This is a genomic window from Virgibacillus carmonensis (assembly GCF_057836705.1).
Window position 1 is genome coordinate 1 of record NZ_JBYQFJ010000048.1, and the last position, 14,939, is coordinate 14,939.

Annotated in this window: 14 protein-coding genes; 3 read left to right on the forward strand and 11 right to left on the reverse strand. The window is 37.3% G+C overall.

Annotated elements, in window-relative coordinates; all coding sequences use genetic code 11:
• Nucleotides 1-181: hypothetical protein (locus tag AC3G7N_RS19530; protein WP_489423838.1), on the forward strand; the 181-nt coding region annotated here is incomplete at its 5' end.
• 80 nt (nucleotides 182-261) lie between these two features.
• Here AC3G7N_RS19530 and AC3G7N_RS19535 read toward each other — a convergent pair.
• The 3 genes from AC3G7N_RS19535 to AC3G7N_RS19545 form a co-directional block, all read right to left on the reverse strand.
• Nucleotides 262-1,284 carry a serine hydrolase domain-containing protein gene (locus AC3G7N_RS19535; protein WP_489423839.1) on the reverse strand — a complete coding sequence of 341 codons (1,023 nt, stop codon included), beginning with the start codon at nucleotides 1,282-1,284 and terminating at the stop codon, nucleotides 262-264.
• 4 nt (nucleotides 1,285-1,288) lie between these two features.
• On the reverse strand, nucleotides 1,289-1,852 hold the full coding sequence (locus AC3G7N_RS19540; protein WP_489423840.1) for a GNAT family N-acetyltransferase: 564 nt from the start codon (nucleotides 1,850-1,852) through the stop codon (nucleotides 1,289-1,291).
• Between the two features lie 446 nt (nucleotides 1,853-2,298).
• Nucleotides 2,299-2,565, reverse strand: coding sequence for a CD3324 family protein (locus AC3G7N_RS19545; protein ID WP_489423841.1), 267 nt, complete (start codon nucleotides 2,563-2,565; stop codon nucleotides 2,299-2,301).
• Nucleotides 2,566-2,980: 415 nt separating this feature from the next.
• Between AC3G7N_RS19545 and AC3G7N_RS19550 the strand changes: the two genes are divergently transcribed.
• Together AC3G7N_RS19550 and AC3G7N_RS19555 are read left to right on the forward strand one after the other, a co-directional pair.
• A complete protein-coding gene (locus AC3G7N_RS19550) occupies nucleotides 2,981-3,628 on the forward strand; it encodes a sigma-70 family RNA polymerase sigma factor (protein ID WP_489423842.1) in 648 nt (215 codons plus the stop codon).
• Between the two features lie 21 nt (nucleotides 3,629-3,649).
• Nucleotides 3,650-4,624, forward strand: coding sequence for an NAD-dependent epimerase/dehydratase family protein (locus tag AC3G7N_RS19555; protein ID WP_489423843.1), 975 nt, complete (start codon nucleotides 3,650-3,652; stop codon nucleotides 4,622-4,624).
• Between the two features lie 72 nt (nucleotides 4,625-4,696).
• Here the strand turns inward: AC3G7N_RS19555 and AC3G7N_RS19560 are convergent, their stop codons facing one another.
• The 8 genes from AC3G7N_RS19560 to AC3G7N_RS19595 all read right to left on the reverse strand — a co-directional run bounded on the left by AC3G7N_RS19560 (nucleotide 4,697) and on the right by AC3G7N_RS19595 (nucleotide 14,685).
• Nucleotides 4,697-6,001, reverse strand: a complete 1,305-nt coding sequence (locus AC3G7N_RS19560) for an NAD(P)-binding domain-containing protein (RefSeq protein WP_489423844.1) — start codon at nucleotides 5,999-6,001, stop codon at nucleotides 4,697-4,699.
• Between the two features lie 13 nt (nucleotides 6,002-6,014).
• On the reverse strand, nucleotides 6,015-6,341 hold the full coding sequence (locus tag AC3G7N_RS19565) for an ArsR/SmtB family transcription factor (protein ID WP_489423845.1): 327 nt from the start codon (nucleotides 6,339-6,341) through the stop codon (nucleotides 6,015-6,017).
• Between the two features lie 168 nt (nucleotides 6,342-6,509).
• Entirely contained in the window at nucleotides 6,510-8,036 is a 1,527-nt protein-coding gene (dacB, locus tag AC3G7N_RS19570; RefSeq protein WP_489423846.1) for a D-alanyl-D-alanine carboxypeptidase/D-alanyl-D-alanine endopeptidase, read from the reverse strand.
• Nucleotides 8,037-8,792: 756 nt separating this feature from the next.
• Nucleotides 8,793-10,640 carry an LTA synthase family protein gene (locus AC3G7N_RS19575; protein WP_489423847.1) on the reverse strand — a complete coding sequence of 616 codons (1,848 nt, stop codon included), beginning with the start codon at nucleotides 10,638-10,640 and terminating at the stop codon, nucleotides 8,793-8,795.
• Nucleotides 10,637-12,247 (reverse strand): aminotransferase class V-fold PLP-dependent enzyme, encoded by a 1,611-nt coding sequence (locus AC3G7N_RS19580; RefSeq protein ID WP_489423848.1) that lies wholly within the window; start codon nucleotides 12,245-12,247, stop codon nucleotides 10,637-10,639. The genes AC3G7N_RS19575 and AC3G7N_RS19580 overlap by 4 nt, the downstream gene beginning before the upstream one ends.
• A gap of 1 nt (nucleotide 12,248) precedes the next feature.
• Nucleotides 12,249-12,803: a glycerol-3-phosphate acyltransferase gene (locus tag AC3G7N_RS19585; RefSeq protein ID WP_489423849.1), complete on the reverse strand. Its 555-nt coding sequence runs from the start codon at nucleotides 12,801-12,803 to the stop codon at nucleotides 12,249-12,251.
• 136 nt (nucleotides 12,804-12,939) lie between these two features.
• On the reverse strand, nucleotides 12,940-13,557 hold the full coding sequence (locus AC3G7N_RS19590; RefSeq protein ID WP_489423850.1) for an NUDIX hydrolase: 618 nt from the start codon (nucleotides 13,555-13,557) through the stop codon (nucleotides 12,940-12,942).
• A gap of 594 nt (nucleotides 13,558-14,151) precedes the next feature.
• Nucleotides 14,152-14,685, reverse strand: a complete 534-nt coding sequence (locus AC3G7N_RS19595; RefSeq protein WP_489423851.1) for a GNAT family N-acetyltransferase — start codon at nucleotides 14,683-14,685, stop codon at nucleotides 14,152-14,154.
• Between the last annotated feature and the right edge of the window lie 254 nt (nucleotides 14,686-14,939).

The window sequence follows — 14,939 nt, forward strand, 5'->3', positions numbered from 1 at the left end:
GAGGCTCATCGCGAGCCCACGGAAAGCGAAGTGGATTTCCGGAACGGTTGTCCAACCACCAAGCAAAGTAGTTATGTCGCAGTTTACAGATTTTGTGTCAACTACAACAATGGATTGCGGACTTATTCAACTATTTCAGGGATCATCTACTTATTTCAGTCTGCGAAAGTTGAGTAATTAACTACTCTTTCCACCAGTGTAAGAGAATTTTAATAAAGCCGATTGACTCATTTGAGTTAATCGGCTTTATTTTTAGAACTATTAAAAATTATCTTCTATTGCTTTTGTCACTTCAAATGCACCAGAACTTTTATTTGAAGGTACAACAAGTTTGATATTCAAGTCCGGATAAACGGATGAATGAAAACTTACGCCAGGGTCATATCCCATCACATGGTATTTGAAAACGCGATTGTTTCTTTTATTTATCCATAGTCCATAACCGTAATACACGTCGTCCTGAACAGATATCTGCGGAGTCAAAAGTTGATTCGTATATTCCTGCCCTAATAGATTATTATTCCATAATCCTTCCCACAATTTCATCATATCTGGTGCCGTAATATATGCGCCACCATCAGCTCCACCTTTAACAGGTATGGCGAAGACGTTTGTTCGCCAGGTTCCGTCTTCTTCGTTGTCCATATAACCATATGCTGTATTTTGGGGAAGACAATCTAAAGAAAAATAACCAGAATTCTTCATATCGCATCGACTGAATACTTCTAACTCGATATAATCGGTAAACCTGAGCCCGGTTTGTTGCTCGATGATTAAACCTAATACAATGAAACCAGCATTATTATAATGAAACTTTTCACCCGGTTTCGACATCATTTGATTCTCTCGGAACATCGGTAAAAAGTCTTTTAGATTTTTCAAAAGGTACATAGGATTTTCCTTCCAAAGATCTTCAAAGTCACCCATTGTTTCCTCATCAAAGTAGTCCGGAATGCCGGAAGTGTGTGTCAAAAGGTGATGGAGCGTTATGTTTTCGTCAAAATTAGGAAAATGAATAGCCAAACAATCCTTTAAGTGCATATCAAAAGTGAGCGTCCCCTTTTCAACCAGCTGGCAAATGCCTATAGCTGTAAACAATTTACATCCAGACGCGATGCCAAATCGTGTATCCACTGCGTTTGGCAGTTTTTCGGACCTATTTGCAAAACCATATGCTGACTCACATACATTATTTCCGCTTTTCATGTATACGACCCCTGAAAAACCCACTTTATCATATATATCTGCTAGTACCTTATCAATCTCACTGTTACTTTTAAGCATACTATCACCTCATGTGAAATTTCTTAAATTCTTCTCTCAGAACACCCATCACTATGGAATCATGAAATTCACCATTATAGAAAATCTCATCTCTGATTGTTCCCTCTCGTTTAAATCCTAACTTTTCATATGCTTTTAAAGCTCTTTCATTAAATGTGAAGACGTCTAGCCCAATTCGATGCAAATTTAAAATATCAAACCCAAATTCTACTAGTAAAGACATTGCCTCCGTACCATATCCGTCACCCCAAAATTCTTTATCAAATATAGAAATCCTTACAACAGAATTTTGATTTTGATGGTCGATATCTAACATAGCCATATCTCCAATCGGCCGATCGTTCTCCTGCAAACAAATGATTAAATCAATTCTACTAGTATCTGTAGCGTTTCTATCAAACCAATTTTGAATACCCTGACGACTAAATACAGCTTGTGTTCCCGTTAGTCTCCTTCCTTCTTTATCCCAAAGAGCTTTTTCATAAAATAAGTCTAAATCTGCGTTTTCTATCGGTCTTACATACACCCTTTTGCTTGTTAAGAATTTTATTACTCGTTTTTGTTCCATCCCCTTCAGCCCCTATTCACTAACGAATAGTCTAATACTAGATGATTGTACGTCTTTCATAAATAGAAAAAATAACTAATAAACAAATTTGCCATAAAGTGAAACTTCATTCAGTGGGGATTTAATGCCCGTCAACAAATTTAAGACGAATCTCTTTGTGAGGGCTATTTATCACAAAGAGATTCGTCTTAACATTCGATCCGAAATATCAACGTTCAATCCAGGATATCAACACTCATTCGGCTATATCAACATTCGATCCAAGATATCAACGCTTATTCGGCTATATCAACATTCGATCCAGGATATCAACGCTCATTCGGCTATATCAACGTTCGATGGACTAGGCGCTGGGGCTGGATAGATAAACGCCGAAATGTATACTTTCCTTGCTTTTAAAAAAGCACTAATCATCTTTTAGATAAAGATAACCAGCGCTTTGACCTCTAATTTTTAGAGTAAACAATTTTTTTAATGCTTTCTGTTGAAAGAAAATATTCGTCAGCTAACTGATCCATGGTTTTACCATTATTAAAACCAATTTTAATTCTGGCATTCCTTTCATCAATTACCTTTCTTCCACCAGAACATGTACCCCATTTTTGATAATTATTTTTAGCTTTAGGAATATATAACGTTTCCCCTTGAACGTATTTTTGCAGTTCTACAATCAGTTCTTCAGGCAATACCTTATTTGCCTTTACATAGCTCATTTCTGCCTGCCCCCTTATTCATATTTCACGAAATAGATATAAGGTGCAAAGCCAGACATATTAGAAATGATATCGTATTACTTAGGCGATTTAATAAATTAATACCACCTCACGCAAAGTTATCGCCTTCTAATACTAGGCTTTGCATGAGATGCTGCCGATTTGGCAAAAGAAATAATACGTGTCATTTTTTCCAACCCCCATCTATTTTTAATCTTAGGAAGATCAACTAAACCATCCTAATTCTAACATGGTATCTGTTTTAACTGTTATAATAATGTGAAAAATTAATATAAAACAATAAGGCTTTAATTGATTTATCCTGACAAAAATAATTATAAAATCATCGTATCTTTTCTTTCCTTATTTTCGTTAAGAGATGTGAAGGGCGCGATTTGAAAAAGGAGTGTATTTCATGAACGAGGAGTTTAATGAGAATTGGGAGCAAAGTGCTTCTTCCACATGGAAAGTTTGTCAGCATTTTACCAGTAACCGTTTTGATGCAGAAGACCTTATGCAAACCACTTGGTTAAAGTCTTATGTACACTATAAAAACAAGCACCCACAAGTATTGACGAAGAAATATTTTGCTATGGTTGCCAAGAACACCTTGATTGATGAGTCACGGAGAAAGAAACTAGCTACCATTTCATATGAAGATAATTATCAAAACGTTGATGAATCAACCGAATTTCCAACGTATTTGAACAGCAGCTATTTGCTAACTGCACTTGTGTCTAATTTAACGATGAACCAGCAAATAATGTTTCTTCTATCTGATGTTTGTAGATGCAGTCTGAAAGAAATTGCTATTTTAACGAACTTAAATGTAGGGGCTGTAAAAGCTAATCTTTTCCGGGCAAGACAAAAAGTTAGGAAAGTGGATGTAGAGGCAGAACATCTTGTTGATGAAGAGGAGGCACTACGTGTACAGCTATATAGTAACGCTTTGCAAAAAGGAGATATACAACTTCTAGCAAGCTTGCTGACAGACAGTGTTTCCATTCACGCCTTAAGCGTTCAACAACCAGAGTCTAGTATGCAAGGTGGATTGGCTAGTTAATAATGGAGAGGGGAAAACCAAATGAAAATGCTTTTGATAGGTGGTACGGAGTTCTTAGGCAAACATATTGCTAAACAGGCTTTATTAAATGGCATTGAGGTCACTTTATTTAATCGCGGAAAAACAGATCCAGATTTTTTAAGAGATGTTGATGGCGTCACACATATAGTTGGTGATCGCAGCTCAACTGATATTAAACTTCTAACAAATTACTGGGATGTAGTTATCGACACATGCGGAAGAGAACCTGATGATGTAAGGCGATCGGTGGAGCAATTAAAAGGCCGGTGTGACAAGTATCTCTATATTTCAAGTATCAGTGCTTATGAGGATTTAAGTAAAGGACCTGTATTTGAAACAGATGCTATTCATGAACCAAATAAAGGCGGTTATGCAAGCAATAAAGCAACGTGTGAATTAATTGTAAACAAAGAAATTAAGAACAAACTTATTATCCGCCCTGGTCTTATTGTCGGGCCTAATGATCCAACTGATCGTTTTACATATTGGCCATGGAGAATGAACCAAGGAGGAAATGTTGTTGTACCTAATGTAAGTCAAGAGAAGTCCTCGCAGTTTATTGACGTCCGCGATTTAGCTTTATGGATTATCAAAGCTGTCAAACAAGATCTAATGGGAGCGTATAATGCAGTTGGTCCAAGAGAGCCGATCAGATTTAAAGATTTCTTAACAACTTGTCAAAAAATACTCTCTCCCAAAAATACAAAACTTTATTGGATTGAGGAATCAGTTTTACTAGAGAGTCAAGTAGAGCCGTGGATAGAGTTACCGTTTTGGCTGCCTGATTCCTTGAACATGAATGGGATGATGCATGCAAATAATGATAAAGCAGTTGAAGCCGGATTACGCTTCAGATCTATAGAAGAAACTATAACTGATACACTTCAGTGGTGCTTGGAGGAGCATACTGGTAACTGGTCGGCAGGTCTGACTAAAAAGAAGGAAATTATGATTACGAAGCAAGTAAATAACTAGACTTAACGTGCAGGTTGTCATAGACAACCTGCACGTTATTTTTAAGGTAACAACATATTAACACGAAAACCATTAACAACCACGGGGAGTGCCGCAGCATCCATCTTCAGCATTCACTCCGCTAATTTGTAATTGCTTTGGAATAGTATTCACTTTGCATACCCCTGTTTCAGGTAACTTCAACTTAACTTTTATAGATTCTTCCACATCACCAGAGATATAGGCGACAATAGAACGTACTTGTTCATAACCCGTTACCATTAAAAATGTCGGTGCACGACCGTAACTTTTTACACCTGTTATATAGAAACCCGGTTCTACTTGTCGCAATTCTTTTTCCCCATGTGGACGAACAGTGCCACAACTATGAAGATTAGGATCGATAAGTGGAGCAAGCTCTCTGGTACTTTCAACTACAGGATCCACTTCTAATCTCAATTCGCTTAAAAACGAAAAGTTAGGCCTAGCACCTGTATTTACAATAATTTCGTCTACTTTACTTATAGACACCTCGTCATTGCTTTGAATGATAAAAGATCCATCCTGCTCCATTATTTCTTCAACATAAAATCCTGAATGAACGTTTACAAGACCATTCTCAACAAGCTGATGTGTTTTTGAGCCAAGTTCTCCTCTTGCCACTAACTCATCATTCTCTTTTCCTCCAAAAGCCTCTTGTACGTGTTGCTTACGAACAATCCAAGAAATCTTTGTGTTTGGATATTCAGCTTTTAATGATGTCAAGTCAATTAATGTATTTAAAGCAGAATGTCCACTACCAATTACTGCAACATGTTTGCCTTTAAATATTTCTGCTTCTTCAGAGAAATCTGGAATTCGCGTGTGCAGTTTTTTTTCGCGTCCTTCGTTTCTCCAGATCCCGTCTGCAAAAGGAGGGTTTGGGTTATTCCACGTTCCAGTAGCATCAATAACTGCTTTAGCTTCTATTTTTTCAATTAACCCATCTATTTTCACATATAATACGAAAGGCGTTTGATCACGTAAATCAGACTTCATTTTATCGATACTCTTTTTTGTGATATCGATAACCTCAGCCTCAAAGGTTATATTTTTTTTCATCTGGGTAAGATTTGACAAAGGCTCTAAGTATTCGTCCACAAGTTCTTTTCCAGTAGGTAATTTATCTGCTTCAGGTTCAACCCAATCGGTTTGTTGTAACATTTTTTTAGCAGCTTGATCCACGTTGAATTCCCAAGGCGAGAACAACTGAACGTTCCCCCATTCAAGAATGTTACTTCCTGCTTTAGACCCTTTCTCAAGTACAAGGAAATTTTGGTTATACTTGTGCAGGTGGGCAGCTGCTGCAAGCCCAACTGGACCCGCTCCAATAACAACAGTAGGTAAATTTGTCAGCATGTTTATCTCTCCTTTACTTTGTTTCGTTTGTCTTGCGGAATAAGCAACAAAGTTCTTCTGACAGAACATTATTTATTTCCTTATGATTTAGCGAGTAGTAACTCCAAGTTCCTTTCTTTTCTCTGATGATCAGATTTGCTTGTAGCAAAATCTTTAGATGGTACGAAAGTTTTGATTGAGCCATCTCCATCTCTTCCACTAAGTCACAAACACAAATATAGTCCTCAGATGAAGTAGCTAGTAAATTAAGTAGCTGTAATCTTTTTTCATCTGCTAATGCTTTAAATGTCTTTTCGTAATGGTTAAATGTATTTTGCAATTCGGCGGTTACTGGAAACATGATTATCCCTCTTTTTTAAATCAACTTTATTTGATGTATGAATTATATATCAAATAAAGTTGATTTACAAGTTATTAATTAAATAAAATTGATTAATAACTGGAAGTCCATTTGAAAGCCATCCTATTTTCAGTATAGGATGGCTTTGTTATGATTATTGATTAGGCCTTACTCAAAATCATGCTCCGCTAACACAGTAGCAATTTCATCCTGTATCTCAGTCATCGATCCATCTATATAATTGTTCATCATCACAGAGAAGACCAGCTTTTCGCCGTCTTTTGCCGTGACGTATCCAGAAAGTGTGCTGACTCCAGTCAGTGAACCGGTTTTAGCTGTAACATTTCCTTTTGTGGAATCACCTGTCATGCGATTACGCAATGTTCCTCCTACCAAGCGCTCTGGGATACCCGCTACTGGCAGTGAGTTTTCAAATACGGGGTACCAGCTTTCATTCTGTATTTCAAATAAGAGTTTGGTAAGCTCTTCTGCAGGAATCAAGTTTTTATGGGACATACCTGACCCATCACGGAGCAACACCTTATCCATATTTAACCCGAATGCAGCTAGTTTTTCTTCCATGACTTCAATTCCTTTGTCCCAGCTACCTTCTCCATGAACGAATTTGCCCATTTCCTTCACAAGAACCTCGGCATGCCCGTTGTTACTAAGCTTCATAAACGGAATGAAAAGTTTTTCCAGTGGCATTGATTGTTTAGATGTAAGAACTGTTGCCTTTTCCGGTGTAACACCTATTTTGACTTTTGAGTTTCCAATTAGCTGAATGCCCTGTTTCTCTAATGACTTCTTGAAAACATCTAAGGCATAACCTGTTGGTTCCCATACAGAACTCCATGATCTTGATCGTGATCCATCGACCGGAATTTTTCCTTCAATAACAATATTATTAGTTCCATGTTCACGTTTGATGGAAATATCCTTTGATTCGTTACTGCTAACGGTTTTTGCTTTATTGACAATGGTCACATAGTCTGTTTCCGGTGTCAGCTTTACTTCAGGGCTGACGCCAGCTTTTCCCCCTGGGTTCACCTCTACGATGACCGTTCCGGCGTCATAATCATCATTTGGAGAAATAGTCAATCCGGAAATCTGAGCACCAGTGTAATTAGGCTCATCATCCCAATTCAAATCCGTAGACAGTCGTACATCATCAAACCAACTATCATCCCCGATCAAATCACCCTTGATTTTGTGGATTCCTTTCTCCTTCAGATCTTTGGCAAATTGATTTAAATCTTTCTGCATTAGCGTTGGATCGCCTTTTCCTTTTAAATATAAATTGCCAGTAAGAACCTTCCCTTTCAATTTGCCATTGGTTAAAACTTCGGTTGAAAAGCGATAGTCCGGTCCGAGTACACTTAATGCAGTTACACCAGTCAGCAATTTCTGGTTAGAAGCTGGATGCAAGAAAGTATCGGCAGAATTAGAATAGAGACGTTCTCCGCTATCCGCATTTCTTATGCTGACTCCAGTAAGCGCTCCATCAAGTCGATCGTCATTTATTATTTCATCAATTTTTTGACTTAGCTGTGTAGATTCAATGGATGCAACTTTCGTTGATTCACCTGAAGCCTTCACAAACGATGTGTTTTTTTCCATTGCTAAGGGCATTAATGCGAGCAGTGCCATAAGAAAAACGAGAAAAAACCTGTTCAAATTGCGTTTACGATTCATTGCATGTCCACATCCCTTTTTAAATTTTCATACATTTTAGTAAATTATATCATCTATTAATTAAAAAGTAACTTATTCAAGTGAAAAATCATTCTTTTTAACTACACTAAAAGAAGGCATAGGACTTATGTTAAGATCCAAGAAGGAGAACTGGAAAGAGATACACTTAAACAACTTATAATTCCCACAGCACCCCTTACTATTCAAGAAATGAACATGGTCATTAAAAAAAACGCAGGCACCTTCGAAATCACAATGGTAGATTGTTCCCTCGGTGATTATTCGCAGAAGTTTTCCTTAGTCATAAGCCTCAGGCAAGAATTAAGACGAATCTCTTAGTGATGTTTTTTATCACAAAGAGATTTGACTTAACAGTCGATCCGGAATATCAACGCTCATTCCGATATATCAACACTCATTCCGATATATCAACCTTCAATCTGGAATATCAACACTCATTCCGATATATCAACACTCATTCCGATATATCAACACTCATTCCGATATATCAACGCTCATTCCGATATATCAACGCTCATTCCGATATATCAACGTTCAATCCGATATATCAACCTTCAATCTGGAATATCAACGCTCATTCCGATATATAAAACCTCAGGCGGGCTAGGCGCTGGAGCTAGACAGATAAACGCCAAATTTTATACTCTACTTGCTTTGACCAAAAAAACCAAGAGACTTAATCTCTTGGTTAGCAACATACGATTTTCAATTTACCTTGCCTAAATAGTTGGATTATCATTCAGTAAAACGCAACAAATCCCCTAGTATAATCTGATCGGAAAGTTCTAATTGTTGCCGGCCAGTTTTTTCATACTGTAGGCATTTGTTCCTTGCTACGACTTCTTTTGATTTTCTGCTGTAACACAGATTATTGATGTACGCATAATCATTTGTAATTACGCTACCATCTCTGATAACAACAGGCTTATCCTTATCTTTTACAAATAAATCATGGCTAAAAGACATTTTGTTATAAGTAGGAATCCCGAGTAGGTGTAATACAGTTGCGCGAATGTCTATTTGTCCTCCTGCTGTATCTATTACTTTTCCTTCCTCGCCAGGTATATGAATAATTAAAGGGATCTGCTGCAATTCTAAATGATTAAGCGGTGTAGCTTCTTGTTCCAACAGTTCATGTACGCCATCTTCATATTTTTTTGAAATTCCATAATGATCTCCATAGAACACGAACATCGTGTCTTCGTACATATCTTGATCTTTTAACAGTTGAAAAAATTCTTTTAGCGATTCATCTAAATACCTGACTGTCGTGACATAACGATTTACAACATCTACTTCCGTATTGGCGGGCTCAATAAATTGGTCCTCTTCCTCTAATAAGAAGGGAAAATGGTTTGTTAATGTAATAAATTTTGCATAGTAAGGTTCGGACAAATTAGACAAGTCCGCCATTGATTGTTCAAAAAAAGGAATATCCTTAATTCCATAGTTAATAGAATTTTCATTTGTTACCTCATAATCCCTTTTTGAAAAATAGTGATCATATCCCAGCGTGTTATACATTTGTTCCCTGTTCCAAAACTCCCGGTCATTGCCATGGAAGGTGACAGATGTATAATCGCCCTCTTCCTTTAAAATCTTAGGAAGTGAATCAAAAGTATTTTCTGGACGACGTACGAATACCGAACCGCTGGGTAGTGGGTATAATCCGTTATCGACCATAAATTCAGCATCAGATGTTTTCCCTTGAGCCGCTTGGTCATAGATATTAGAAAAATAAAAGCTTTCATCAATCAAATCATTTAGAAAAGGAGTTATTTCCTCGCCATTGATGCTTCTATTGATGACAAAGTTTTGTGTGGATTCCAGGCTAATTATGATAACGTTCTTTCCTTTGGCTGCACCAAATGAATCTGTACGTGCTTTTTGTTTATCTTGGACATATTCATCTACTAGCTCACGCGCATCTTTTTCATCGGAAAAAACTTTTTCAATCGGCGCCTTTACTCCATATGCTAAATTAAGCACCTGGTAATTATAGAGACCTAACGATTTAACAAGCTGCTCCCGATCATATGCTGTTTCAAGTAAATGTGGATGTTGACTAACACCTAAGCCGATAGTAACAGCAATTATACTGATACTTGTTAATCCATATTTCTTTTTAGCGGGCATGTGAATCTGTTCCCGTTCTCTCTTACTTTTAGAAAAGATTACCCAGCCCAAGATAAAGATATCGATAAACAGCAGTGCATCCCAAGGAGAGAGCAATTCAACGGTACTCGCTCCTAACCCACCGACATTATTTATCTGCATTAAAACAGAAACCGTAACAAAGTCTATGTAGAAACGAAAATAAAGTAAATTAGCATATAGAAGTCCTGTAAGTAGAATATAAATAATAAGTAAACTAATTGGTCGAACACGTTTGCTGAAAAAGAAGCTGCAGCCTATAAATAACAGTAGTGTTCCAATTGGGCCAAGAATGAGTAATACTACATCCAACCAGGAAGCAATTTCTATATCAAACCCAATTAGCGTTACTACCACTGTTTTCATCCATAGTAAAATGATTGCCGTGGCTATAATATGTGTAGATACATAGTTGGTAAGTTGTTTCATCTGTTCATCGCCTTTTCTTTGGTAACCTGTTCAAATTGCTCATTAATTATTCGGATAGCTTTCATGACCTTAGTCTGCCCTTGTTCTCCCATGAGCGCAACTTGGAACCAATTTCGTTTAATTAGATAACCACTTTCATAACTTGTATGTATTCCATACGATTTTAAACGGTCACCAAATTCCTTTGAAGAAATATTCTTTGCTAAGCTAACGGTAATTATCCCCGGTGAATATTCTTTCCCTCTAAGTACCAACATACCTGAGGATTCAAATTCATGACAAATCTTATTAGCCAGTGCATCTTTTGCTGCATGTGGATTGCTCAAGGCCATCTGTAAAGCCAACAAACCATTCGATGAGTGCGTGTAAGGAATACTATTATAAGCTTGATATCTTCCTATATCCAAGTAGTTCGGTATTTTCTCGTTTGGTAAGATTCTACCTCGATGAAATACAATAGCTAGCCCAGGGTAGGAGGCAAGACCTTTTCCACTAACCGTACTTGCTAAATAAACATCAGCTAAATCAACAGGAATTACACCAACAGTACTGCAAGCATCGACGCAAAGGTGTACATTATATTTGTCGCAAACCTCCTTCAATTGCTGTAAAGAATAAACATATCCAGTAGATGTTTCACAATGAACCGTCCAAAGCCACTGAATATCTGGATAGTTGCTTAGAACTTGATCTATCTCTTGTATCGTTATGGAAGTGTTCCATGGTTTCTGTATTTTTTCAAAAGAGAGACCCCATCTATTTCCATGATCAATCAAACGCTCGCCAAATTCACCATTGGCTAAAATCAACCCTTTGCCTTTGAGTGTTGACAACTGTGCTCCAACCATATCGTTAGCAAGGGTACCTGTTCCTACGATTACCTCTACATAATTGGCGTTGGTTAGATCACATAATTCCATTTGTATCTTATTCATTACGTTCTGTATGGTTAAAGAACGGTGTGAGATTGGCGGTTCTAGCCATGCTTTCTTCACCTCTTCTGTTACCTCAACAGGACCTGGTAGAAAGTTTTGGTAAACCATTTTCTCTTTCCGTTGCATCATTTTCTGAAAAGCCCTTGATGATCGTTCAAAGTTCTTCTTTGTTAAGAACATTGGCTGATAAGGTGCTTTTTCTGTACCAACAATTGGCCCAAATGATTGAAAGCCCATGTGTTTATAGAGCTTGGTCTGTTGTAGTGTCCCAGAAATTAATGCCATTGTATAACCTTTTTCTAAACAATAGGAAACCAGCTTTTCACACAACCCATAAAAAATACGTCCACCACGATATGTTTCTTTTATTGAAAGCAGTCTTATTTCACATGGCACAGATTCTTCCGTTAAATAATCATCAAGATCCATTAGTTTTTGATCCAATGAAAATGGTCGATTTTCTTTTACAGAAATCATTCCAACTACTTCATCTATTCTTTTCGCAATTATATATGTATTTTCATCGTTGAAGCGATCGATTAATTTTCTATCCTCATTCATCTCATGTTGTGGAATTTCTTCTACAAACGTTTCATAATTTAAGCGATATATTTGTTCCAATTCATCAACGTCTTCTGCTAGTTTGTACAAAATTGGTTTAAAATAACTCATTTTAATCCTCCTTTCTATGCACGAATAATACAATTAGCAGCATTAATAAGAATATCCCTGCTAACATAAGCTTTGCTAAGATTGTTAAGGTAACTGGAATTGTGCAAAGAGCAATTAAACCTACTAGTGTAAAGTTCCTCTTTATCTTCAAACCAACCAGCAAGGTTAGTCCAACTGCAATAAGGGTTATTGGAGCAAGCACTAAAGCAACGGCTAAATAGACAACCACTCCCTTGCCACCGCGAAATTGCAGTTGTACAGGCCAAATATGACCAATCAAAACGGCCAGTGCTATACATCCTAATTGGAATACAGTAACATCAAACAAAAAGAAAGCAATTACTAGTGGAATAATGGTTTTCAGAGCATCGATCATAACCGTGTAAATAAAAGCAGAGCGTCCTAACACCCTACCTGCATTTCTAGCACCTGCATTTGAACTTCCAAGCTCTCTAATATCCTGTTTTGACGTTATCTTCCCTACATAATAGGCCCCATTTAAGCACCCAAATAGATAGGCGATACACACGAAAAAAAATTCAAACAGAGGCTTCACCCCTTTTGTTTTATACAGATAATCAGTTAACTATTACCAATCCACCAAATTATACCATTAACTCCGAAACTGTAAAACGGGGTATTCCTGGACAAATTTAGTTTCGTACATATTTTATTACTATCTCCATCAACGATTAATCTATAATAGTCTCCTCACTGGGATTTTTTAAAGAGTCAAAAAGCATCCTAATTTGTGGCTCGGTATTCCTCCCGCTAGAAAGTTTGGGTAAATTAGTTTCAGAGAAAAACTTCACCCCATTTGTTTCTACTCCATTAGTTGCTTGTCCACCAACTATTTCGCAGTGAATAAATAGCTTATAATAATGATAAGGTAATGGTGGATGATCATGTTTCGTTGTATCTAACAGGGCTATAAGCTTCTTATGTATAACATTATAACCAGATTCTTCTTTTATTTCTTTTACAATATTTTCAGTAGGCGATAATCCTATGTCACAGAACCCACCGGGTAAAGACCAACGATCATCCATTTTTTCTCTTACCATTAAAATTTGATCATCTCTAAACACTGCCCCACGAACATCTACTTTCGGTGTTTGATATCCCGTTTCGTTCGTGAATAAATCCCTGATTTTTTCCATTTCTAGTTCCGTATATTCTTCCATAATTTCGGCACTAATAGAACGCAGCTCTTCAAAGCGCTCAACGTCGTAAACATCTTTTGAAAAAGTTAAGCCTGCTTGAGAAAGAGATTGAATCCTTTTTGCCCACTCCAACCATTTATCACTCATTCGAAACACCTACTTCCTTAGAATTTATTTGTTATTTACTCAACTTTCGCACATAGATAATCAAGATGCATCCAATAAACTGTAGTACTTGTAGCACTTGAACTATGGTACTTGATACGAATTACAAATATGTATTTTTGTAAATTTGTTACTATTTACTTTGTCCTAACTGATACAAAATGCGACACTGAGGCAAGTTTAATTGCGCACCTTAGGCCAACGCTTCAGCTTCCTCGGAAGCACAAACCACTTCCTCCGGGATCTTCAGCTGTTGCTTTTCTAAGCAGGAGTCGACTTCCCTCCACTCCAATTAAACGCCACTTTAGCGGAAGAAATACACGAAGACTCCTGCGGGAAAGCGTAGTGATGAGACCCCGCAGTGAGCGTTCTTTGCTCGCAAGGAGGCTCAGCGCAAGCCCGCGGAAAGCGTAGTGTATTTCTGGAGCGGAATGTTAAGTAGTATTTTATATATTTTGTGTCAACTACAACAATGGATTGAGGACTTATTCAACTGCATCAGGGAGCGCCTACTTATTTCAGTCTGCGAAAGTTGAGTTATTTAATTTAACTGTTCCATCTAATTCTGCTGAGTAACTAGCATTTTTTGATTTCCATCCATTCATTTTCCAGGATACTCATTTCCCATAAGCTCCAGTATTCGTCGCCATTTTTTCTTGAATCTCTATGTAAACCTTCTTTTATAAACCCTGCCTTTTCATACGATTTTATAGCAGACATGTTAAAATCAAAAACCCCAAGACTAACTCTATGCAAATAAAGTTCGTCAAATGCAACTTTGAGGACTTCCTTCACCATTAGCTGACCGATCCCTTGTCCCCTTACATTTTTATCGCCGACTAACACTTTCCCAACTCTTGCAGACTTATTTATCATATCGATTTCCCCTAAAGAAATGTGACCAACAACATCTCCTGTTTCTTTATGCACCACTTTATAAACTAGGATGTCAAAACTATCATTATTCGTATTCACTATGTACTTTTCTAACTGACTTTCGGTTAATGGATAATCAAATCCAGGTCCTCCCCATTGTAGCAAGAAATCGGGTGAATCAATCCAATTGATAAGTTGTTTGAAATCTGAACGTTCGAACGTTTTTAGTTCCATCACTTTACGCTCTCCCCCTCTAACTTTTTATTAACACTAGTGAATATAGGTTACCACTTTGACCTTACCAAAAATAGACCAAATTGTTTTTCTTTTAAGTAAATTGATTGCAAAAGAAGTCGCTAAAAAATAAGGCTGTTTTTATATAGTTTGTTGCTCATACCACCGAAGTTGATATAAACTGTGGCGTGATTTACCGCTACGGAAATAAACTGCGATGTAACAGCAACGTGATTTCCGCTGCGGGCAGTCGC